A 21,761-nucleotide genomic window follows, 5' to 3' on the forward strand; every position below is an offset into this window, starting at 1 on the left:
GGCACGCGGTCCGCCTCGCCGTTTCGGGCATCGCCGTCAGGCGCGCGGGGCGGCGTGCGGCACCTGCCCGGGCTGTTTCCAGGTGCTTTCCGGCGCGCGGCCACTTGCGCGCGGACACTAACGTGGAGGTGTGGCCGGCCCCGGGACGTGCGGGGCGAGACGGAGGCGCCGTGGGCGACAACGGAACGCAACACTGCGGCGAGGAGCGCCGTCGGCTGAGCACGTTGCCGGAGGACCTCCAGGGGCGCCTCGACACCGTGAAACGCGGCCCTGCCGAGACTGCCGCCCTGTTGGACGCCGTGATGTCAGTGGGCAGAGGGCTCGACCTGTCCCAGGTGCTGCACCGTATCGTCGAGGCCGCGGTCATTGTGGTCGATGCCGAGTACGGAGCCTTGGGAGTCGTGGGTGAGGGAACCCGGCTCACGCAGTTCCTGCCGGTGGGTATCACGGGGAAGCAGCGTGAGGCCATCGGCCCGCTGCCCGACGGGCACGGCATCCTCGGCGAGCTGATCCGCCACCCCGAGCCGTTGCGGCTCGCGGAAATCTCCGAGCACCCGTCGTCCTACGGGTTTCCGCCGAACCATCCTCCGATGCACTCGTTCCTGGGGGTTCCCATCCGGGTCCGCGACGAGGTGTTCGGCAATCTGTATCTCACCGAGAAACGGGGCGGCCGCGCATTCGACGCCGAGGACGAGACCGTGCTCTCGACACTTGCGGTGGCGGCGGGTGTGGCCATCGAGAACGCCCGCCTGTATGCGCAGACGCGTGACCGTCAGCGCTGGCAGGAAGCCAACAGCGAGATCGTCGCGGGCCTCCTGGGCGGAGAGGACAACGCGCACATCCTGGACATGATCGTCGATCACTCCTCGCGCATTCTCGGCGCGGATCTAGGCGTCCTGGCACTTCCCGACGGCGCCGAGGGAAAGTCCCTCCGTGTGGTACTGGCATCGGGCGTGGACGCCGAGATGCATCGCGGTCTGATCCTGCCACGTGAGGGATCGTTCGTCGGCGCGGCTCTCGACGCGGGCGAACCGATCACCAGCCTGGATGTCGCACACGACCCCAGGATCACCGAAGGACCCCCGAGGTGGCCGGGACTCGGCCCGGCTGTCGCGGTCCCGATGGTGACGGGGGAGCGGACCCGTGGAGTACTGCTGCTGGCCCGGATACGGAACCGTCCCGCCTTCACCGATTCGGAGACCGAGCCCCTGCTGATGTTCGCCGGACAGGCGGCCCTGGCGATGGAACTCACCGAACGGCGCGAGTCCGCCGAGCAGATCGCCCTGCTGGAGGAACGTGACCGCATCGCCCGGGATCTGCACGACCTGGCCATCCAACGGCTGTTCGCCACAGGGATGACGCTGCAGAGCGTGGTGCGGCTCGTGGAACAGCCACAGGCGAGCGAGCGGTTGCTGCGCGCCGTGGACGACCTGGACGAGACCATCAAGATCATCCGATCCACCATCTTCGGACTCCGCACCCGTGACTCGGGCCGGGCCGGCCAGGGGCTGCGTGCCCGGACGGCGGCCACGGTCGAGCAGGCAGCACGGACCCTGGGCTTCCAGCCCTCCCTGCGGATGGGCGGTCTGATCGATACCGATGTGCCGACCGGGATCGCCGATCAGGTGATCGCGGTCCTCGGCGAGGCACTGAGCAACGTCGCTCGCCACGCAAGGGCGACGGCCGTGGACATTTCGCTGATGGTGGGAGACGGGGCGCTGGACCTGGTCGTGTCCGACAACGGTGTGGGCATGCCCGAGCACGTCGGTTCCAGGAGCGGGCTCGACAACCTTGCGCGGCGCGCCGAGAAACTCGGCGGCGAGCTGGACGTGGGGGTGGCGGGGCACGGCGGGACCCGGCTGTGCTGGCGTGTGCCGCTGCGACTGTCCTGAGGTTCTGGGGCCGCACGCTCACCTCTGATGGTGCCTGGCACCGGGCGGGGCGGAATCCGTGGCGTGAGCGGCGATCACCGCCGCCTGGATGCGGCGCTCGACACCGAGCTTGGCCAGCAGACGGGAGATGTGGTTCTTGACCGTTTTCTCGGACAGGTAGAGACGTTTGCCGATCTGGCTGTTGGTCAGTCCTTCACCGATCAGCGCGAGAACGTCCATCTCCCTCGCGGACAGCTCCGACAGTGCGTCGTCCTGCGCAGGTCCAGTGCCGAGTTCCTCCTCGCGCAGGCTGTTCATCAGCCGAGCCGTGGTCGACGGGTCGAGGGTCGAGCGTCCGGAAGCCAGCGTGCGGACGGCGGTGACGAGGTCCGCACCCTTGATCTCCTTGAGTACGTAGCCTGCCGCGCCGGCCATGATGGCGTCGAGCAGCGCTTCGTCGTCGTCGAACGAGGTGAGCATGAGACAGGCCAGTTCCGGCATCCGTGAGCGCAGCTCACGGCAGACCGTGATCCCGTCGCCGTCCGGCAGTCGCACATCGAGAATCGCGACGTCGGGGCGGAGCGCCGGGCCGCGGGAGAGTGCGTGATCGGCCGTGCCGGCATCGCCGACGACCTCGATGTCGGGTTCCGCGTCCAGCAGATCCTGCACCCCGCGCCTGACGACCTCGTGGTCGTCCAGCAGGAACACGCGGATCGGTTTCTGCGCTGAGAACCCCGTCTCTTCGCTCATGGTGGCCCTCCTCGCTGTCGACGGGCTGCGCAGTCCCACCTCCTCCCCATCGTGGGTCCGCACAGGAGAGACGTACCAGGGCCGGAAGGCCCCCGCTGCGGACCGTTCAGGCCTCAGGAACCTCGGCCCGGGGACCGTACAGCTGCAGCAGCCTCTTCCGCGTGCCGTACAGCCGCTCCGCCACCGTCTCGGCGACGTACCTGTAGACCGCCCGGCCCAACACCGCATCGGCCTCGCACAGCGAGCGGACTGCCGCGGCATCGAATTCCACGGCCTGTCCCGCCTGGACCACGTGCGCACCCAGGTGCCATACGTGCGGCGGGAACAGCCAGGACCAGCCCAGCAGATCGTCCCGCCCCAGCGTCTCGACGACCGCCGCACGACGGCCGGGCACATGAAGGTCGACCTCGACCTGTCCGGAGCGGATGACCCAGAAGCGGTCTGCCCTTCTGCCCTCATCGAAGAGCCGTGTGTCGAGGACCAGAGGCACTTCACAGGCCGCTTCGTCGAGCAGGCGGGCCCGGCTCTCGGACGGGATCACGTCGAGCAGACTCCTGGCCGTGGACATGGACCCTCCGTTCCTGGCCGGCGATGTGTGCCCGCCCGCTCTGAACGATATGCGTGCTTTCAAAGGAGCGCTCGGTCGTGCTGCGTGATGCAAAACGGAATCCACGCCGTGTCCGTACGCCGCACGCCGTCGGCCCGAACCTGCGACATCATGCGCTCGGGCCCGGCCGTGGATCCATGGCGGCGTCATGTCGAGGGATCTCGGGGTTCACCACCGGCCGGCGCGGCGTGGCTCTTGAGCACGCGAATACGGCGCCCGGTCACACGGGTGGGGGTGATGGTCAGCCATACATTCCGTGGGCCGCCGGCCCACGGAGTGGTGGGAGCGAGTTCGTCCAGCCTTCGTGAGGCTTCGGGATCGGTGACGGTTGTTGCCGTACCGACGAGAAGTACGCTCCACCCTTGGCTCAGCGCCTCATCGATGTGATCCACTTCGAAGGCCACGAGGTGGTCCGCTGCGGCGGCGGGCAGCGCGTGGTGAGCACTGCGATAGGAAATCCGGTCACCATCCACGACGTAGTTGACCGGCAGGATCGCCGGCCCGTCGGCCGTCGTCACACCGATCCGGCCCACGCCGTGGGTGGACAGCAGACGGTGGCACTCCTGGGGGCCCAGTTCGAGCAACTGGGTGTGATAGCCGGCCTGGCCGATGCCCGGGGGCAGCTCCGTCGTGCTGCCGGTCAGCTCGGCCAGGCTGGTCTCCAGCGCCTGGGCCAGTCGCAGCAGGAACCCGATGCCGGGCGTGGCCTGATGCTTTTCCACGTACTGGATGTAACCGGGCGCCGATCCGGCCCGTTCGGCCACTTCCTCACGGCTGAGCCCGAGCTGCTCGCGGCGCGTCATCACCCGTCGGCCCAGGTCTCCCGACGGGGCTCTGTCCGGCTTGCTGTCCGATGAGTGGCTTTCTCCGTACACCATGGTCCGCACATCCTTGATGGGTCCGGCCCGGCAGTCGGGCCAGTCACTCCTCCCGCGCTCTTCCTCCACTTCATCGTGTGCCGGAGGGGACGCATGGCGCTTGGGCCGACCGGCCCGGTCCCACGACCCGCTCAGCCCATGCCGCGGGCTGCGCGGGGCTCACGGGAGGGTGGCACGCGCTCCCGCCCGCAGGCTTCGCGTGTTGTCCGGAACGACGGCGACGGGGCAGGGCGCACAGTGCAACACCGCGTGGTTCACCGGACCGGGGCGCAGCCCGTGGTGCCCGCCGGCATGGTGCGCACCGACGACCAGAAGTTCCGCGCCCTCGGCTTCTTCGATCAGTATCTGATGTACGGGTCCCTGCAGCACGGATCGGTGGACGACGGCATCGGACCTGGTCCGCTCCAGTACCGCCGGTACGTCTTCGAGATGTTCCTCGGCCTGCCGGCGATGTGTGGAGGCCGAGGAGCCCGCAAGGAGCGGATGGTCCGCGGCTTCGTGGGCCGGGCAGCGCCAGGCGCGGGCGGCGATCAGCTCGCCGTGGCGCGATGTCGCCTGCGCGAATGCGAAATGGGCGGCCGCCGACGGTCCTGCGGCGTCCCCGATTCCGACGACGATGCGGCCCGGCTTCGGCCGAGCGCTCGGGGTGGCCGCCGGGATCACGACGACCGGGCAGTGGGACCGGCCTGCGAGGGCGAGGCGTACGGACCCGAGGAGCATCCCGGCGATCCTGCCGAGGCCACGGGATCCGAGGACGACCAGGGCTGCCTCATGGCTCTCGCGCACCAATGCGCTCACGGGGTCTTCGGGCCGTATGTCGGCGACCACGCTCACCTCCGCGTGGAGGTGTTGCGCGGGTGGCTGCCTGCCTCGACGCATACAGTGCGGGTCTCTACGGTTCGATGGTCAGTACTTCGTCGAGGGGGCGTCGCGGTGTACGTGGCCCGCTCGGCCCGTATCCCAGACGGATGATCATCTGTGGGTGTCCCGTGCCGTAGACCGGGTCGCGCAGGAGCCATCGCAGGTCCGGCCATTCGAGGGGCTGGGTCGCGAACGAGGTGGACACCTGGTGGAGCGTGGCGGTGAGCAGTACGCGTTCCAAGGCCTGACCGGCGCGCAGCCAGTCCGTGGGCCGATCGCCCCGGGTGCTCAGCAGGGCCAGTTGAGGTCGGTTCTCGAACAGGACACGGGCTCGGCCCGGGACGACCCCGGTTCCCGCGAAGTCGCGGGTGGTGGCTCGTTCGGAGGCGTCGCGGGGGCCGAAGGCGTAGTCGGGGATTCCGTCCACGGGCGCCTCGGTCTTCGTGTTCCGGGTCCAGCGCTCCTGCTCCGCCTCCCGTGCCGGGTCCCCGCGGTCGTACCCTTCGGCGTCCCGGATCAGTTCGAGCACCGTTTCCAGATGGATCGGTGCCAGGAAAGCGAAGTTGGCGCCGTCGATGCGGGCCGCGTCGGCGAGCTGCGCACGGACGTCTTCGGGGATCACCTGTTCGTCGAACGGATAGCGACTGGTGTGCCGGTCCCGGATCGCAGGGTGGAGAGCGGCGAGGACTTCATCCGCGGGCTCCCGTCGGGCGTCGGGGCGGACGTTGAGACCGACGGTGGCCAGTACGGCCGGGTCCGACGGTTCGGGCAGCAGCGTGGTGAGCGCGTCCAGGCCGTGGTGGGCGGCGGACACACGCAGGTTCAGCAGGGCCGCGCCGCAGCCCACGTGCAGTGCACGGGTGGTGGGGTCGGCCTCCGGCATCGCGCGCTCGAAGTCCGCCCGGAGAGCGAAGGTGCGGTTGTGGCGTGTGTAGCGGAACCGCCAGGGCTGGGCGTTGTGCATGGACGGGGCGGCGGTGGCATCGGCGACGAGGCCGGCCAGTGTGGTGTCGTCGAGCGCTCTCGTGGGCATCGCAGGTCTCCCGGGGAGTCGGGAATGGTCGATGGCTTCAGCATGAAGCGGATCGCAGCCCTGTCCGTATGGGCCGTTCGTCCCTCGCTCGGATCCGGATGGCCCCTCGGCAGGGCCACATGCGACCCCTGTCCAGGCGGATGCCCGACCATCGAGGCTTGAAGGCTGTCCTGCTGACTGCTGATCGTCACTGGGGAGCGGTGCGTAGGTCCCGGACGTACCTGTCGAACCGTGTGACGTTGTTGCCGTTGTTGCCGTGGGTCCGCTGGTCGGGGGTGAACCCTGCCCGCCGCGCGACTGCGGCGGACGCGGGATTCTCCGGCTCCACCTGGATCACCGCCTCTTTCCCGCCCGCACCGGCCGCGTACTGGGACGCCAGGAGGACCGCGCGGGTGGCCAGGCCACGTCCCCTCCAGGACGGGTAGAGGCCATAGGCGACGTTCACCTGGCCGGGGGCCAAGCCCTCTCCTGCGAACCGCAAGTCGATCGTCCCTGCGAGGATCTCGTCTCCACCCACCCGGATACCGAAAGCGCGGAGCGGTCCGGCGGTGTCCCACTGTTCCCGGCAGTGCCGGATGTAGGCTTCGACGCCCTCGCGCGTGCCGGGACCGCCGTTGAGCCGGCGAACGAGCAGCTCATCCTCCCCCGTGAGGTGCGCCTTCGCATCGTCCAGGCGCAACGGGGACAGAGTGATGATCCCGTCGGACAACTTCACTACATGCATCCGGTGATTCTTGATGCCGGAGGCGCCTCGCACCATCGGTTTCCTGCGGCATGGCGCAGGGTTGCACCACCCCGGGCGGTGATCCAGGTGCGGCTGGTGTGATCACCGCGTCGGGGCTGTCCTGGACGGCCCCGTTCCCCGGGCTGAGTCCGCGCTGCTTTTGGCAAGCAACCGACCGCGCTACGGTGCGCAGGCACGGACGTGGTCCGCCGGGGACGACCGTGGAGCCTCCCGCTGGAGGACCGGGCCTGGCCGGTCACCGCGTACTGGCGTGCTGACCTGACGCTGCGTCAACTCGCCCCGTTCTTCGGCGTCCACCCTGGCGCCCACCCGGGACCACGCGGTGGCCGAGCAGTCGAAACAGTACCGGTACTCCACGAATCACCGCTCGTCCTCGGGACGTCGAACGACGACGCACTCAACTCTCCGACACAGCGCGCTCGCTATCGTGCACCAGGCCGGAAGTTACGACGGCGAAAGCTCCGGACCCGGACAACTCGTACCGAACCGACAACGAATCTCCGACTCGGGTCACTGGGCGGATGCTTGGCTTTCGATTCGGCAGTCCACGCTGACGACGCCTTCCACGGATTGAGCGAGGCGGGCGGCGACGGGAATGAGAGGGGCGTCGCGGACGCGACCAGTGAGTGTGGCGACACCGCGGGTGACGCTGACCTTCACGTCGCCGTGCGAGGCGGGGAACAGCCGGTCGACGACCTCGTGGCGTATTTCTGCGGCGAGGTCGTCGTCGGAACGCAGGAAGATCTTGAGCAGATCGGCGCGACTGACGATGCCCTTGAGGTTGCCGTCGGCGTCGACGACCGGCAGGCGCTTGATGCGACGGTCGGCCATGAGCCGGGCGGCCTGCGGGAGGGAGGCGCCGGGCTCGATCGTGACGGTGGGGCTCGTCATCATTTCCTCGGCCCGGACCGAGCCGGCCTTGACGGTGTCGTCCAGGCGGTGCATGGGGTCGATCATGCCGGGCCCGTGCTCGTGAAACTCCTCCTTCGGGAGCAGGTCGGCTTCGGAGACGATGCCGACGACGCGGCCGTCGCCTTCGACGACAGGCACCGCGGTGACTTTCCAACGCTCCATGACGGCAGCGATCTCTTTGAATTCAGCGTCGGGGGTGACGGTGACGACGGTCTTCGTCATGACGTCGTCGACGGTGTACCGGGCGGAGGTCATGGCAGGCTCCTCGATGGATGCGGGCGAGCGGCCGACTGCTGCCGTGAGGGCGACAAAGTCCGATGCGACCACGGCGTCGAATCCGTGACGAGCGGAGGCTCCATGGAGTTCATGGTGTGCCTCCCGTCCCTCACTCGCAGCCTCGCACCGGGGGGAACGAACTGCGAGAGAGCTTCGTGGCGTGAGATCGCGCCGGCCGCACGGCGCCCGTCGGCGTACCAGGACGGCTTCACCGGTTCCGGATACGACCGCCGTCCGGCCCAGCTCGTGGTCGATCCGGTCCCGCAGGGCACCGGACGACGATTCCTCGCCGTGGACCTCATGGGTCGTGCGTGGCGCGGGGGCGCCGCGCAGCCAGTCCATGATCTGGTCGGCGTCGGCGTGTGCCGAGCAGTGCGGGAGGCCGGTCGCCTCAAGCGCGTACGGGTACGTACCCGCCCGAACACCTTGAGTGTGCGGGCAAGTGTCTGGAGGGAACTTCAGCCAAGCTCCATGCGTACGTCCACGACGCCTTCCACCGCGCGAACGGCCCGAGCCAGAAGTGGCACCACGGAACGGTTCCGGAGAGGGCCCCGCAGGGTGACGACACCGTCCAGCACGGAGAATTCCACCCGGTCCGAGGGAGAGAGTTCGGCGACCACGGCGGATCGGACCTCCTCGTCGATCTCCTCGTCGGAGCGCAGGAACACCTTCAGCAGGTCGCTGCGGCTCACGACGCCCTCCAGCATGCCGAGATCGTTCACGACGGGCAGTCGTTTCACTCGCTTGCGTGCCATGATGCGGGCGGCCTCGGCGAGCGTGGCATCGGGGTGGACGGTGACGGCCGGACTCGACATCAGCCCCTCGGCCAGCACCGCGTCGGCTTTGGACGCCTCCTCCAGCTGGCCGGGCAGCGTCGGGTCGTCCTGCCGGAACTCCTCCTTCGGCAGCAGGTCCGCCTCGGAGACGACCCCGACGACGCGGCCCTCGCCTTCGAGGACCGGCACGGCGCTGACCTTCCACCGGTGCATCAGCTCGACGATCTCCTTGTACGAGGCCTCGCGGCCGATGGCCACGGCTGTGTGGGTCATGACGTCGCTGACGGTGTACCGGGATGCAGCCATGGGGTGCTCCTCGGGCGTGACTCCTGGCTGGTGGCAGGGCGGCGTGCTCACACGAACCCGCCGCTGCCGTGAGGGGCGTAGAGATCGAGCAGACGGATCCGAGTGGCCTGCAACCGGTGGGCGAGTACCTGCCCGACCCAGTGGCCGACGGCCGAGCCGAAGACGGGATCCGCGTCCATCATCATCCGTACGGTCGCCGCGTCGAACTCATGGGTGCGGACAGGCGTCATCGCCTCTGCTCCGAGGTGCCAGACGTAGGGCTCGAACAGCCAGGCCCAGCCGACCAGTTCGCCGGGGCCGAGGCTGTCGATCGCTGCCGGGGCACTGCCCGGTACATGGATGTCCAGCGTGACGGTGCCCGAGCGCAGGATCCAGAAGCGGTCCGCGTGATCTCCTTCTTGGAAGAGACGGGTTCCCTGGGCGAAATTGACCTCGTGCCCGATCCCCATCAGGCGGGCCCGGCACTGGGCAGGCAGGGCCGAGGTGATGCGAGTGGGAGAAACGCTCATCGGTGGCCTCCTCTGTAGCCTCCGGTTTCAGCATCGCGGGGCAGTCGGCTCACGGACAGGGGCCGACCGGCCCCCGCCGCGGTCCCGTCCGGCCCCGGGCGGGCAAGCCTTTCGATCTCGGAGCACCGGGCTGCTCCGCCCGCCGAGTCACTCCTCGCGTCCGGGCGCGAGCTCGGATCGGACGGCTTCGTGAGTGCCCCGCAGCAGATTCCTCTCGATGTATCGGCGGGTATCCGCGGTGAGCGAGCTGAGGCGTCGTGAGAGGCCCGCCTCCGGCGCGATGGGCGCCCTTGTGGTGCGGGCCCCGGGCGGCAGTGCAGCGAGGTCGGCCATGAACCTTTGCCGTGCCGTGTCCAGGTCGGCACGTTCTGAAACGCGTCGCCCCTCTCTCATGACCGACTCCAGCAGTGGGACGCCGTCCGGCGGCGGCCGCTCGTCGACGAGAGCTATGAGATCAGCGTATCCCGGTCTTCGGAACACCTGCTTGCGCCCCGGCGCGGTCACTTTGGCCGAGGACAGTTTCATCACGGGCCGGCTGTCGTATTCGACCAGCTTGTATGCGGAATCCAGGAAGGGAGCATCTGCGCAGACGCCGACCCGGGTGCCGACCGCGTACGTATCGATGGGCGCTTCGGAGCGGACCAGTCTGTCCACGGCGAACTCGTCGAGACCACCGCTCGCCACGATCCGTGTTCTTCGGAGGCCGGCGGCATCGAGGATGGTCCGTGCCTGTACGGCCAGGGCCCCGAGGTCACCGCTGTCCAGCCGGACGGCGCACCCCGGGCCGAGACCCAGATCGCGCAGTACACGCGCTGCCGTCGCCACGCCTGTCACGGTGTCGTAGGTGTCCACGAGAAAGGTCACCGGGCCGGGATGGGACCGGGCGAAGGCCCGGAACGCGTCCTCCTCGGCACCGAAGGCCTCGACATAGGAGTGGGCCATCGTGCCGACTGCGGTCAGGCCCTCGGAGTGGGCCGCCGCCACATTGCTGGTTCCGGCGAAGCCGACCATGGCACCCAGCCGGGCGGCCTGGTGCCCGGCTTCGATGCCATGCGTGCGACGCAGGGAGAAGTCCACGACCGGGTGTCCGGCGGCGGCCAGGACGCACCGGGCGCATTTGGAGGCGACGGAGGTCTGGTGGTTGAGCCGGTTGAGTACGTAGGTTTCGACGATCTGGGCCTGGGGGAGGGGTGCCGTGATTTCCAGCAGGGGTTCTCCGGCCAGCACGACGTGCCCTTCGGGGACCGCTCGGACGTCGCCTCTGAATTCCAGGCCGAGCAGCGGTGCCAGATCCTCGGGCTGTCGTCCCAGCACAGAGGCGAAGACGTCCACGTCATCCGCGTCCACGCGATAGGCGGAGAGGAAGTCGAGGACCGGTTCCAGCCCGGCACAGACAAGGAACCCCCGGTCCGGCGGCAGATCGCGCACGAACAGACTGAACGTCGCCGAACGTGTCATGCCCTCGCTCAGATACGACTGAGCCATCGTGACCTCGTAGAGATCGGTGCTCGTGGCATCCGACATCGACGGCACCTTCCTCCCCGTCGCCTCATTCCTTCCGGGACTGCCGCCCGTCCCATGCGCGCTCGCGCCGCACCACCCTGCACTCCTCCCTCCACTATCGGCCGCCCGCGACTCGCGGGCCAGCCAGGCGCCGGGTCGGCAATCAGCGCCGCCGAGTGGCTCCTGCCGTTGCCGAAGAGCACGTCGTGCGTGCCGACCGGTTGGACCGCGAAGGGGGGCCGAACGTTCCCCGTCCGGGCCGGACCGGTCCTCACGAACGGCCCGCTCCAGTGCAACTGTGAGGACAGGTACTTCTCACTCGGTCGAGTGGAAGGCGGTGGGAATGATGGAGTTGCCCCTGGTCTCGGGTGTGGACGGATCGGAGACCAGCCTGCGGGCAGTCGACTGGGCCGTCGACGAGGCGGCTCTTCATGGGCTGCCGCTGCGACTGGTGTACGCGTCCGGGTGGGAGCAGTACGAGGGCGCCGCGCCGACGCTCGGCCTGGGCCGTCCTTCGGACCAGGCGCTCGCCGACAGCATCGCCGCAACCGCCGCTGACCGCGCCCGCCGCCGCCGTCCGGACGTCGACGTCTCCATCGAGGTGACGCCCGAGGACGCGGTGACCGCCCTTCTGAACGAGGGACGCGATGCCCAGGCGCTGATCACCGGGGAGCGGGGCCGTGGCGGGCTCACCGGACTTCTGCTCGGTTCGGTCAGCCTGGTCGTGGCCGCCCGGGCCCCTTGCCCCGTCATCGTCGTGCGTGGTGACAGGGCCGGAATCGAAGGCGTGCACGGGCGGATCCTCGTGTGTGTCGGGGAACCGGAGAGGGGAGGGGCGGCGATCCGGTTCGCCTTCCACGAGGCCGGGGCAAGGGGCTGTGACCTGGATGCCGTACATGCCTGGCGCTGTCCCTCGCACGATCGCGCCGATCATTCGCGTGCCGCTGGTGAGCCGCACCTCTACTGCAAGGCACGTGCGGCGACGCTGATCGACGAAGCGGTGGCCGAGTCCGTACGCGATCACCCGACGGTCCGGCTGCGTTCGGCGGCGGTCGAGGGAACGGCTGCGAAAGTGCTGGTTCAGCGCTCGGCCGCTGCAGACCTGATCGTCGTCGGGGCGCATCGCCGCCGCGGCCACCTCGGACTCCAACTCGGCCGGGTCGCTCATACCCTGCTCCACCACTCCGACTGTCCGGTGGCTGTCGTACCTCTGGCGGCCCGATCGTACGAATCCCCTCTCCTCACTTCCTGAGGTGCGACGCGTGGTCGGGGACGTACGTCTGAAGGTTCCTCGGCGGCCGTTGGTACCCGGTGGCCGGAGGCCGCGGAGGCAGTTCGATCACCGGCGGAGAGACCGCCTCGTACGGCACGCTCGACAGGAGATGGGCGATCATGTTCAGCCGGGCCCGGCGTTTGTCGTCGCTCTCGACGACGTACCACGGAGCCTCCGAGATGTCGGTATGGACGAACATCTCGTCCTTCGCCCGTGAATAGGCCTCCCAGCGGGTGATCGATTCCAGGTCCATCGGCGAGAGTTTCCACCGGCGGGTGGGATCCCGCAGCCGACGTCGGAACCGCTCCTCCTGCACCGCGTCACTGACCGAGAACCAGTACTTGCGCAGCAGAATGCCGTCCTCCACCAGCATCCGCTCGAAGATCGGGCACTGCCGAAGGAACCGCTGGTATTCCTCCATGGTGCAAAAACCCATGACGCGCTCGACGCCCGCGCGGTTGTACCAACTCCGGTCCAGCAGAACCATTTCCCCCGCGGCCGGAAGATGCTCGGCGTAGCGCTGGAAATACCACTGGCCGCGCTCGCGTTCGGTGGGTCGCGGCAGGGCGACGATGCGCGCCACTCGGGGATTGAGGTGTTCGGTGACGCGTTTGATCGTGCTCCCCTTGCCCGCCGCGTCACGTCCCTCGAACACCACGACGAGCCGTGCGCCTTCGACGCGTACCCACTCCTGGAGCTTCACGAGCTCGGTCTGGAGCCGGTACAGCTCCGGCTCGTACAGCGAGCGAGGCAGCTTTGCGGGCTCGCCCGAGCCCTTCTCGTCCGACATGGGATGACGTTATGGAGGAGAACATGCCCGAAGTCAAGCGACAGCGCCGAATGGGCTTCGGTGCGCGCACCCGATACGGCGTGTTCCATGAGGCGGGACGGCGAGCGCATCGGTATTTCGGCGGTGGCCGGAACGGCAGGTTCGTCGGGCTGAGGGCTGTCCCGTGATCCCCGGCGGGCACGCGACGACAGCTACGGCACCTCGCCGCGTCGTCGGAATGTCCATATGCATCCAGTATGCGGACGCCCCTCCGCCTTGCGATGCACCGCATCCGACGCCGCGCGGTGCTCCATCGCGGATCACGGGACAGCCCTTAGGGCGAACCCGCCTGCAAAGTAGCCGTGATTGACGCTCAGACAGCTGGTCTGACCCCTTCGCCGCACTGCGCTGCTGCCACAGCCTGCCTCGCTCCATGACCGGGTCGCGCATCCGGCTCTGTCCGACGTGCACTGCGCCATGGAGTCCGATTATGTGATGACTGGCAACTCTCTGTGACCGTCGTGGACCGTAGGACGGCCGCACAACCATGAGGAGGTATGACCCTGATGAGGCTTGTTCTCACTTCGCGTCTCGCGGCGGTGGCTGTGACCGCAGCGACAGCGATCATGATGGTGGGCCAGACGGCATCCGCCGTGCCGCCGGGTGGGGACGGGAAACCGTTCCTCGGGCCGCTTCACACCATCTCGACCGTCGCGTCGACTGTTCCGGCCAACGGCGACCAGAACCCGTACGGCACTGCCCTGGTCGAGAAGAGTGTCGGTGACCTGCGGCGCGGCAACGTACTGATCAGTAATTTCAACAATGCCGGGAATCAGCAGGGCACGGGGACCACTCTCGTGCAGGTCAGCCCGAAAGGCACGACCAGACTGTTCGCCCAGATCGACCCGCAGAACCTGCCAGGCCCGTGTCCGGGGGGTGTGGGGCTGACCACCGCACTGTCCATCCTGCCGGGCGGCTGGGTGGTGGTGGGCAGTCTGCCCACGACCGACGGCACATCCGCCACGGCGCAGGCCGGTTGCCTGCTCGTGCTGGACCGCCACGGAAAGGTCCGGGAGACCTTCAGCGGCCAGGGGATCAACGGTCCCTGGGACATGACCGCGAGTAGCCGCGGCGAGAAGACTGATCTGTTCGTCACCAACGTGCTCAACGACACGGTCGCCGGCGGCGGCAACGTCGTGCGGCACGGCTCCGTGCTGCGGATGACCCTGCGCACCCACGACAACCGGCCGCCGACCTGGATCGCCACGACCGAGATCGGTTCGGGCTTCGCCGAGAAGACCGACCCGACAGCCCTCGTGATCGGGCCGACCGGTGTCGGCCTGCGGGACGGGACGCTCTATGTGGCGGACACCGTCGACAACCGCATCACCGCGATCCCGGACGCACTGAATCGGCGCACCAGCGCCGGAATCGGCCGAGTGGTCACCACCGGCCAATACCTCAACGGCCCGCTCGGGTTGGCGATCACCCCGAAGGGCGACATCCTCACCGTCAACGGCGGCGACGGCAACATTGTGGAGACCACCCCCCGCGGCGCCCAGGTGGCCGTGCGTACGCTCGACACCAGCGGCACCCCGCCGGGAGCGGGCGCACTGTTCGGACTCGCGATCGCCAAAAACCCCAACCGGGTCTACTTCGTCGACAACGCAACCAACACTCTGAACCTGCTGAGCCGACCCTGACCGCTTGCGCGGGGCCGATCCGGCCCTGCGCGAGCCCAGGCGCGCGGCGCGTCCGACCCGGTGGACGACAGGGCTGGTCGCGGGCACGCAGCGCCAGGGCAGTGAAAGCAGCAACTCGTCCTGCTGGGCGTGCGGGAGGTGTCCGCCGCCCTGCAGGGGGTGCCCCGGCAGGACGTCGTCGCTGGGCGAGGCCGGCATCGGTCGCAGCGCCCGGCAGGGGTGGGTGTCCAGGCTGCCCGGTACGGCGATCTCCTCGGCCATCGGTCGGGCCGGGCGCGGGGTCGGCGGTACCCCGCGCCGCTAAGGGCTGTCCCGTAACCCCTGGCGGGCGCGCGACGACAGCTACGGCACCTCGCCGCGTTGTCGGAACATCCGCATACATCCAGTATGCGGACGTCCCTCCGCCTTGCGATGCACCGCATCCGACGCCGCGCGCTGCTCCGGCCAGGGGTTACGGGACAGCCCTTAGGGCCCCTCGCTTGGATCAAGCCGGGCTGCTCCGAACGAAAGACCTTAGGCGGCCGTTGCCACCAGGACCGACGGGTTCGGCGGTACGCACGATCAGCGCCAAGTGATCGAAGGAGTAAGGGCGAAGCCTCGTACGGGTGTTCAGGGGTGAGGGCGCTCCGAGGCGGGGGTTCAACAGTGCGGCCGCGTCGGAGACGAGCACGGGTGAGCCGGTGGACGCCATCGCGTCGGCCTTCGCGGCGACCGATCGCGATCAGCATGGGCACAGAATCCGGCACCACGGTTCGGGAGCTGCGCGCCGAGTTCAACAACGTCGTCAGCACAGCCTTCGCAACCATCGACACCGCACCGCGACCCGGTGAGTCGTCGGCAGCCACACCAAGAGCGACCGAGCGACCGAGCGGTCGAATTGCCGCGGTGGACGCCGGGGGCTGTCCCCGGAGGACGGCATGCGGTCCGTCCTGGACTGAATTCCGGTGCGCGACGAGCTGTTGAGGGACCGATCTCAGGGCACGTGCTGCAGCTGCCGCGGCATGCTCGGACCTCGACCGCGGCAGCATCCCGGCCCGAGAGGGCGGCGTTCTCCAAGGACAGGCGCTCCTGGGCTCGGGGCCTGCGCACGGTTCCTCGTTCCGGGTTGTACCAGCCTGTTCGGAACAGGATCAGAAACCTGCTCCGACCTGCACGTTCACCGCGGGAAAGGTACGGAATCGATCCGTACCGTGCCGGTGCGCCAGGTCGATTGCACGGCACCTCAGGGGTTGGTGAATCTGGTTCCGGCTCGGCCCACGGAAGGGCTGGGTGACCCGGAAGAGAGGCAATCCCTTGTTGAAGAAACTGGAGGCCATGGGCGCCGGTCTGCTGGAGCGGTTCGTGCCCGGCATCGAGGCTTCTGCGGCGCAGTGTGGCTGCAAGTGGTTCAAGGCGTGCTGGCAGTGCCCGAGCAACCAGCAGTGCAAGGCGTACTGCTGCGACGGACAGGGCTGTGTCGTCAAGAGCACATGGTGCGGCGCGACGTCCTGTTGATCGGGCCCGAAGCGGGGGCGGCGCCCACGCGGCGCCGCTCTTTCCAGTAGAGGTGGATGTCTTCATGCACTACCTGGCTCTCGGCCTGCGCTGCTTCATCGGCTTCGTGTTCCTGATCTCGTCCCTGAGCAAGCTGGGGCCGTCGTCCCATCGGGAATTCCGTGCGTCTCTGCGTGCCATGAGATTGTTGCCGGACCGGCTGACCGCGTCGGCCGCCGGCTGTGTCGTGGCGGGTGAACTCGCCCTGGTCGCCTGTCTTGCCGCTCCCTCGCGCCTCCTCGCCGTCGCAGGCTTCGCTGCCGCAGGCCTGCTCCTGCTCGTCTTCTCCGTCGCCATCGTGGTCCTGCTGTGGCGCGGCGGCGGCAGGCCGTGCCGCTGTTTCGGGGCCTCGTCGGAGGTGCTCGCGCCGCGCCACCTGCTGCGCAATGCGCTGCTCGTCGCCGCCGCGGCCACCGGTGTCTTCGCATCGTCCGCGCCGCACGGGACGCTGGTGTGGTCCGGGGCGGTGGGCGCCGGCTGCGCCGGGGCCGTGCTGGGCGGTCTGGTCACGGTGCTCGACGACATCGTCTCGCTGTTCAGGCCGGGCGCCGCCGCAAAGGTCCCTGCCCGTGACCGTGTTCGCCGGGGACTGTCGGCTCCCCGGGCGGCCTGCTCGTCATCCCTGAAGCGTCAGAAGTTTTCACGTACCTGAAACGGAGTTGGACAATGAATGCCCTGTTCCTCGTTCTCGTTCTGGTGGTGGGGTCGCTGTGCTGCCTGAACCTGCTGTTGACCATCGGCGTGGTCAGGCGGTTGCGCGAGCACAGCGAACTGCTGGCCGAGCGCGGCGGTCCGAACGAGTCGGACGTGCCCGTCGGCCTGGAGGTCGGTGAGTTCGCCGCCGTCACGCTCGACGGTACGGAAGTCGGACGCGATGACCTCGCCGAGGACTGCGTCGTGGCCTTCTTCATGCACGACTGCTCGCCGTGCCGGGAGAAGATGCCGCGCTTCGTCGAGTACGCCAGGAAGCTGCCCGGCGGCCGGGACCAGACCCTCGTGGTGGTCGCCGAGGACGACGGCAAGGAGCGGGAGTTCGCTCAGGCGCTGGCTCCGGTCGCGCGTGTCGTGGTGACCAATGGCATGGGCCCCGTGGCCGGGGCATTCAAGGTGTCCGCCTTCCCGACGATGTTGCGCGTCGCACGGGACGAGCTCGGTCAGGTACGGGTCAGCGCCAACAGCATCGACCTGGACCAGCCGATGGGCGCTCTGATCTGATGGCCGAGGCGCCCTGCCCGCCGCGGGACGGAGGTCCGCCGTCCCTACGGCGGGAGGACGGAGAGCCGACGGCCCCACCGGGGAACGGAGGTCGGCAGACCCTGCGAACGGCCTGCCGCCTGGCCTTCGTTGCGGCGCCCGGAACCTTCTGCCTCTATGTGATGACGACTCTGGTGGGCGGCGTCCTGCCGGTCGCGGCCGCCTGGCTGACCAAGTTGATCCTCGACGGGCTGTCGGGCCGCACTCCCGCCTGGGATCCGGTGTGGTCGGCCGTGGGATTCTCCCTGGCGGGGGTCGCGCTGGCGATCGGTCCCCAGGGTGCCGAGTACCTGCGTTCCGAACTCGACCGCTCGGTCGGCCTGCGGGCACAGGACCGGCTGTTCCGCGCGGTCGAGCGGTTCGTGGGCCTCGCCCGCTTCGAGGACCCCGCCTTCCTCGACCGGCTGCGCCTCGCCGAACAGGCGGGTGGGACGATGCCCCTCCAGGCGGTGGACGGCCTGCTGCGCCTGGGCCAGTCGGCGCTCGTGCTCATGGGGTTTCTGCTGTCGTTGTGGACCCTGAGTCCGGGCATGACGGTCCTGGTGCTCTTCGCCGGTGTCCCGACACTGCTCGCGGAGGTGGCGCTGTCCCGGCAGCGGGCGGCGGTCTCGGTCACGGTCGGTCCCATCGAACGCCGGGAGATGTTCTACAGCCACCTGCTGTCGAGCGTGGCCGCAGCCAAGGAGATCCGGCTGTTCGGAACCGCCCCCCATCTGCGGGGCCGGATGCTGGCGGAGCGGCGGGCGGCCAACGCCGCACGGCGGACCGTCGACCGCAGGGAGGTCACCTGGCAGGCGGGGCTGGGAATGCTGGGAGCCTTCGTCTCGGGCGGCGGCCTGGTCTGGGCGGTGGCGTCGGCGAGCCGGGGCGGGTTGTCCCTGGGGGACGTGGCGATGTTCCTCACCGCCGTCGTCGCCGTGCAGTCCGCGCTGGGGGGTCTGGCGGGTGCGATCGCCGGAACCCACCAGTCGCTGCTGATGTTCGGCCACTTCGTCGCCGTCACCACCGCCGCACAGGACCTGCCCGTCGCCGAGGCGCCGCGCGACCTGCCGCCCCTGGCCGGGGCGATCGAGTTCGACGACGTGTGGTTCCGCTACTCGGCCGACCATCCGTGGATCCTGCGGGGCGTCAGCCTCCGTGTTCCGTACGGACGTTCCCTCGCACTCGTCGGCCTCAACGGCGCCGGCAAGACCACCCTGGTGAAACTCCTCTGCCGACTCTACGACCCGGTGAAAGGCGCGATTCGATGGGACGGCGTGGACCTGCGCGAGGTGGACCCCGCAGAACTGCGCCGCAGGATCGGAGTCGTCTTCCAGGACTACATGAACTACGACCTCACCGCCGCCGAGAGCATCGCCCTGGGTGACCTGAGTGCGCTGGGGGACGGCGAGCGCCTCACCCGCGCCGCACGCGAGGCAGGCATACACGACGTCCTCAGCCGTCTTCCGTACGGCTACGAGACCCTGCTCTCCCGGACGTTCATGATGGAAGGGGACAAGGACGACCCGGAGACGGGCGTGGTGCTGTCCGGGGGCCAGTTCCAACGGCTCGCGCTGGCACGGGCGTTGTTGCGACACGACAGCGAACTCCTGATCCTCGACGAGCCCTCGGCCGGTCTCGACGCCGAGGCCGAGGCCGAGATCCACGCCTCGCTCCAGCGCACACGCACCGGCCGGACCAGTCTGCTCATCTCGCACCGCCTCGGTGCACTACGGGGCGCCGACCGGATCGTCGTACTGGAGGACGGCCGCGTGGCCGAGGAGGGCAGCCACGCGGAACTGCTCGAACTGGACAGGACCTACGCACGGTTGTTCACACTCCAGGCATCCGGCTACCGGGCCGCCGCGCGCGACTGAGGAAACCCCACCATGACCGTTCCCGCCTCCCGCTGGGGCGAACACTTCGCCCGCCCCATGCGCGTCCCGCTGCTTGTCGGGCTGACCCTGCTGATCGCGGCCGTGCTGACGGCGCTGCTGTACCGGCCCGCGCCACCACTGGTGTGGCTGTCCGTCCTGGCACCCGTTTCCTGGTTGACGCCGGCCTCCGGCCGTGCCCTGCTGCGCGGCCGATGGGTGGTCGTGACGGTCCGGGGAGCGAGCATGCAGCCAACGCTCCGCGGCGGGGACCGCCTCCTCGTCCGACGCGGCCCCGTCCGAGCGGTCGGGGAACTCGCGGTGCTCGGGCGCGCTGTGATGGGCCCCGAGGAACCTGCGTACTTCGAGTGGATCATCAAGCGGGTCGCCGCCGTGCCGGGTGACGCGATACCGCGTGACAGCGTTCCGTCCCTGGCGGACGTACCCGAGACCACTGTGCCGTCGGGAAGGCTCGTGCTGCTCGGGGACAATCGGGCACAGAGCTTCGACTCACGCCGATTCGGCTACTACTCGGCCGAGGAGGTGCTGGGTGTCGTGGTACGGCCGCTCGGCCGGGCCGCCCACCGTTCCCGCCAGGACCGCAGCCGCGGCCAGCGCCGCCTTCGGCGTCGTCACTTCACCGGATCGAACACGAACAGTTGTTCTTCGGTCGCCGGGTCGCACGACAGCTGAAGCAGCGGCTGCCATTCCCGCTCACCGGACATCGCCGACGAGGCGAAACCCAGACACTTCTGGGAATGGCGTGGGCGCAGCCTGTACGGGCCCCGATCCGGTGAGGTGCCGGGACCGGTCGTGGCGGGCCGGCTGACGTTGGCGGTGTCCGCGGGCTCCAGCGCGAAGCGCTCGGCAGGACCCCTTCGTCCGCACACGTCATCGGCGACCTGGGCGAGCTCGGCGGTACGCCGGTCCGTCACGCCCATGCACCCCGGACCGAACTCGGGGTGGTTGGAGAGGATCTGATACGTACCGTCGGCAAGCCGTTCGAGGGCGTAGTCCGGTATGGCATCGGCGCATCGTGCCTGGTGGACCTGGCCCGACCCCTCACCGACGCGCTCGGCGAGGCAGAGGCCCGAATGCACGGCGCGAATACGGTACCTGCCCTCCGGTACGGACCCGGACCGGGCCGATGGTGCGGTGGCATCACCCGGAACGGCGACCGGTCCCTGATCGGTGTCGGCGGCCCCGGAACCGGTCTGCTCGTGCAGGACCAGCCCCAAGGTGGCAGCGGCGGCGACAACCGCCACAGCGATGTACGCCCCCGCCTGCCGACGCAGACCCGGGCGCCCGCGCCGTGCTGCCGCCGCCGCATCAGCCGAGTCTTCCCTGTCAGGGGTCGCCGCCGGCGCATCGCTCGAAGTGACTTCAGGACTTACGGGATGAGCGAGCCTGCTGCGCGCCGCCAACCAGGCGGCGACGACGTCCGGCGGGCAGCCGCAGGCGCGCACGAGCGCTTCCACGAGTTCGGCCCTCGGCAGCTTCTCCCGGCTCAGGGCGGTGGAGAGTGTACTGGCGGGCAGGGCGCGACCCTCCTTCTCGGCCCGGTGGGCCAGTTCCCGCAACGTCAGCCCCGAAAGCGCGCGTAATCGACGGAGACCCGCCATGAATGCCGCCACCTCGGTGAAGCCCTCCGGCTCCAACAGTTCGTCTCTCACTCGTTCCCCCGATAGTGACGTCCCGTGCATGGCCGCATGTGGTCGTCATGCGTCCGACACGGCCTGATGAGTGGTGGGAGCTGCCTGGGCGAGATCTTGCCATCGCCGAACGGGCAGGGGTAGGTGCAATTTTGGCGATCTGCGGTGCGATCGACATTTGATGTCCGGGGAGTTGGGGAGGTCGAGTGTTGCGGGCCGCGCCTCTGCGACGGAGAGCGCGGGAGGTACTCGATGGTGGTCCTGATGAGACCTGCGGCGACGATGCGCTTGAGCGAGCGGGTGGTCGGCGGGGCGGATGCCGAGGCAGCCATGAGCACCGCTCCCGGGCGGCCGACGGGGATGGTCTCGTGTCGCCACACCGCAGGAATGGGCAGGTCAGAGGCGCACGTGGTGGGACACCATAGTTCGTGGGCCGGGTGTGCCCGGGGCCACCATGAACGGCACGGCGAGACTTCTTCGAGGACCGCGTTGCGGGCCGGCAGGTGCCTGTCGGATCAACGCCGTTCGGCATGCTTCACTGCCCTGGCACTGACTCCCGTGCTGGTTGGGTACTGCGCTGAAGCCGCATGTCAGCAGCCCTGATCACCCATCCCGTACTGACTTGGTACTGACTACGCAGCGTTGAACTTCGGCGGCTGTCGTCAGGCCCGGCGGGTTCCTGCGGAGACGGCCATGG

20 protein-coding genes and 2 pseudogenes are annotated in these 21,761 nt (G+C 69.1%); 9 read left to right on the top strand and 13 right to left on the bottom strand.

Going from position 1 to position 21,761, the window contains the following annotated elements; all coding sequences use genetic code 11:
• Positions 1-170 precede the first annotated feature (170 nt).
• Complete coding sequence (locus ACIQCZ_RS11235) at positions 171-1,892, top strand: GAF domain-containing protein (protein WP_402281482.1); 1,722 nt, start codon at positions 171-173, stop codon at positions 1,890-1,892.
• 18 nt (positions 1,893-1,910) lie between these two features.
• On the opposite strand, the gene ACIQCZ_RS11240 is transcribed toward ACIQCZ_RS11235, so the two are convergent.
• The 6 genes from ACIQCZ_RS11240 to ACIQCZ_RS11265 all read right to left on the bottom strand — a co-directional run bounded on the left by ACIQCZ_RS11240 (position 1,911) and on the right by ACIQCZ_RS11265 (position 6,724).
• Positions 1,911-2,621: a response regulator gene (locus ACIQCZ_RS11240; RefSeq protein WP_402281484.1), complete on the bottom strand. Its 711-nt coding sequence runs from the start codon at positions 2,619-2,621 to the stop codon at positions 1,911-1,913.
• Between the two features lie 106 nt (positions 2,622-2,727).
• Entirely contained in the window at positions 2,728-3,189 is a 462-nt protein-coding gene (locus ACIQCZ_RS11245; protein WP_402281486.1) for a cyclic nucleotide-binding domain-containing protein, read from the bottom strand.
• Between the two features lie 185 nt (positions 3,190-3,374).
• Positions 3,375-4,106: a helix-turn-helix domain-containing protein gene (locus tag ACIQCZ_RS11250; protein ID WP_402281487.1), complete on the bottom strand. Its 732-nt coding sequence runs from the start codon at positions 4,104-4,106 to the stop codon at positions 3,375-3,377.
• A 159-nt stretch (positions 4,107-4,265) separates the two neighbouring features.
• Positions 4,266-4,985 (bottom strand): universal stress protein, encoded by a 720-nt coding sequence (locus ACIQCZ_RS11255; RefSeq protein ID WP_402281488.1) that lies wholly within the window; start codon positions 4,983-4,985, stop codon positions 4,266-4,268.
• Positions 4,986-4,998: 13 nt separating this feature from the next.
• Positions 4,999-6,000, bottom strand: a complete 1,002-nt coding sequence (locus tag ACIQCZ_RS11260) for an Acg family FMN-binding oxidoreductase (RefSeq protein WP_402281489.1) — start codon at positions 5,998-6,000, stop codon at positions 4,999-5,001.
• A gap of 187 nt (positions 6,001-6,187) precedes the next feature.
• Positions 6,188-6,724 (bottom strand): GNAT family N-acetyltransferase, encoded by a 537-nt coding sequence (locus ACIQCZ_RS11265; RefSeq protein ID WP_402281490.1) that lies wholly within the window; start codon positions 6,722-6,724, stop codon positions 6,188-6,190.
• 50 nt (positions 6,725-6,774) lie between these two features.
• On the opposite strand from ACIQCZ_RS11265, the pseudogene ACIQCZ_RS11270 reads away from it, so the two are divergent.
• Positions 6,775-7,112, top strand: a pseudogene (locus ACIQCZ_RS11270) (hypothetical protein); the annotation flags it as partial.
• A 143-nt stretch (positions 7,113-7,255) separates the two neighbouring features.
• Here ACIQCZ_RS11270 and ACIQCZ_RS11275 read toward each other — a convergent pair.
• The 5 genes and pseudogenes from ACIQCZ_RS11275 to ACIQCZ_RS11295 all read right to left on the bottom strand — a co-directional run bounded on the left by ACIQCZ_RS11275 (position 7,256) and on the right by ACIQCZ_RS11295 (position 11,048).
• Positions 7,256-7,912: a CBS domain-containing protein gene (locus ACIQCZ_RS11275; protein ID WP_402282145.1), complete on the bottom strand. Its 657-nt coding sequence runs from the start codon at positions 7,910-7,912 to the stop codon at positions 7,256-7,258.
• Positions 7,913-8,170: 258 nt separating this feature from the next.
• Positions 8,171-8,395: pseudogene (locus ACIQCZ_RS11280) on the bottom strand (MBL fold metallo-hydrolase RNA specificity domain-containing protein); the annotation flags it as partial.
• A complete protein-coding gene (locus ACIQCZ_RS11285; protein WP_402281492.1) occupies positions 8,392-9,015 on the bottom strand; it encodes a CBS domain-containing protein in 624 nt (207 codons plus the stop codon). The pseudogene ACIQCZ_RS11280 and the gene ACIQCZ_RS11285, both read right to left, overlap by 4 nt.
• A 47-nt stretch (positions 9,016-9,062) precedes the next feature.
• The gene (locus ACIQCZ_RS11290) at positions 9,063-9,524 is read right to left on the bottom strand and encodes a cyclic nucleotide-binding domain-containing protein (RefSeq protein WP_402281494.1); all 462 of its coding nucleotides are present in this window, start codon (positions 9,522-9,524) and stop codon (positions 9,063-9,065) included.
• Positions 9,525-9,671: 147 nt separating this feature from the next.
• Positions 9,672-11,048, bottom strand: a complete 1,377-nt coding sequence (locus ACIQCZ_RS11295; protein WP_402281495.1) for a nicotinate phosphoribosyltransferase — start codon at positions 11,046-11,048, stop codon at positions 9,672-9,674.
• A gap of 325 nt (positions 11,049-11,373) precedes the next feature.
• On the opposite strand from ACIQCZ_RS11295, the gene ACIQCZ_RS11300 reads away from it, so the two are divergent.
• Positions 11,374-12,279, top strand: coding sequence for a universal stress protein (locus ACIQCZ_RS11300; protein WP_402282147.1), 906 nt, complete (start codon positions 11,374-11,376; stop codon positions 12,277-12,279).
• On the opposite strand, the gene ppk2 is transcribed toward ACIQCZ_RS11300, so the two are convergent.
• A complete protein-coding gene (gene ppk2 / locus ACIQCZ_RS11305) occupies positions 12,269-13,090 on the bottom strand; it encodes a polyphosphate kinase 2 (protein ID WP_402281496.1) in 822 nt (273 codons plus the stop codon). The two genes, ACIQCZ_RS11300 and ppk2, sit on opposite strands and share 11 nt — an antisense overlap.
• 545 nt (positions 13,091-13,635) lie before the next feature.
• Here ppk2 and ACIQCZ_RS11310 point away from each other — a divergent pair.
• The 6 genes from ACIQCZ_RS11310 to ACIQCZ_RS11335 all read left to right on the top strand — a co-directional run bounded on the left by ACIQCZ_RS11310 (position 13,636) and on the right by ACIQCZ_RS11335 (position 20,105).
• Positions 13,636-14,772 carry a hypothetical protein gene (locus ACIQCZ_RS11310; protein ID WP_402281497.1) on the top strand — a complete coding sequence of 379 codons (1,137 nt, stop codon included), beginning with the start codon at positions 13,636-13,638 and terminating at the stop codon, positions 14,770-14,772.
• A 1,269-nt stretch (positions 14,773-16,041) separates the two neighbouring features.
• Entirely contained in the window at positions 16,042-16,266 is a 225-nt protein-coding gene (locus tag ACIQCZ_RS11315; RefSeq protein ID WP_402281499.1) for a hypothetical protein, read from the top strand.
• 64 nt (positions 16,267-16,330) lie between these two features.
• Positions 16,331-16,957, top strand: coding sequence for a MauE/DoxX family redox-associated membrane protein (locus tag ACIQCZ_RS11320; RefSeq protein ID WP_402281502.1), 627 nt, complete (start codon positions 16,331-16,333; stop codon positions 16,955-16,957).
• A 14-nt stretch (positions 16,958-16,971) separates the two neighbouring features.
• Entirely contained in the window at positions 16,972-17,520 is a 549-nt protein-coding gene (locus tag ACIQCZ_RS11325) for a hypothetical protein (RefSeq protein ID WP_402281504.1), read from the top strand.
• 161 nt (positions 17,521-17,681) lie between these two features.
• On the top strand, positions 17,682-19,415 hold the full coding sequence (locus ACIQCZ_RS11330) for an ABC transporter ATP-binding protein (RefSeq protein ID WP_402281505.1): 1,734 nt from the start codon (positions 17,682-17,684) through the stop codon (positions 19,413-19,415).
• A gap of 12 nt (positions 19,416-19,427) precedes the next feature.
• Positions 19,428-20,105 carry a S26 family signal peptidase gene (locus ACIQCZ_RS11335; RefSeq protein WP_402281507.1) on the top strand — a complete coding sequence of 226 codons (678 nt, stop codon included), beginning with the start codon at positions 19,428-19,430 and terminating at the stop codon, positions 20,103-20,105.
• Here the strand turns inward: ACIQCZ_RS11335 and ACIQCZ_RS11340 are convergent.
• Positions 20,045-21,085 (bottom strand): helix-turn-helix domain-containing protein, encoded by a 1,041-nt coding sequence (locus tag ACIQCZ_RS11340; protein WP_402281509.1) that lies wholly within the window; start codon positions 21,083-21,085, stop codon positions 20,045-20,047. The genes ACIQCZ_RS11335 and ACIQCZ_RS11340 overlap by 61 nt on opposite strands.
• Positions 21,086-21,761: the final 676 nt, after the last annotated feature.

It is taken from the genome of Streptomyces sp. NPDC093149, from assembly GCF_044754145.1.
Lineage (GTDB): Bacteria > Actinomycetota > Actinomycetes > Streptomycetales > Streptomycetaceae > Streptomyces.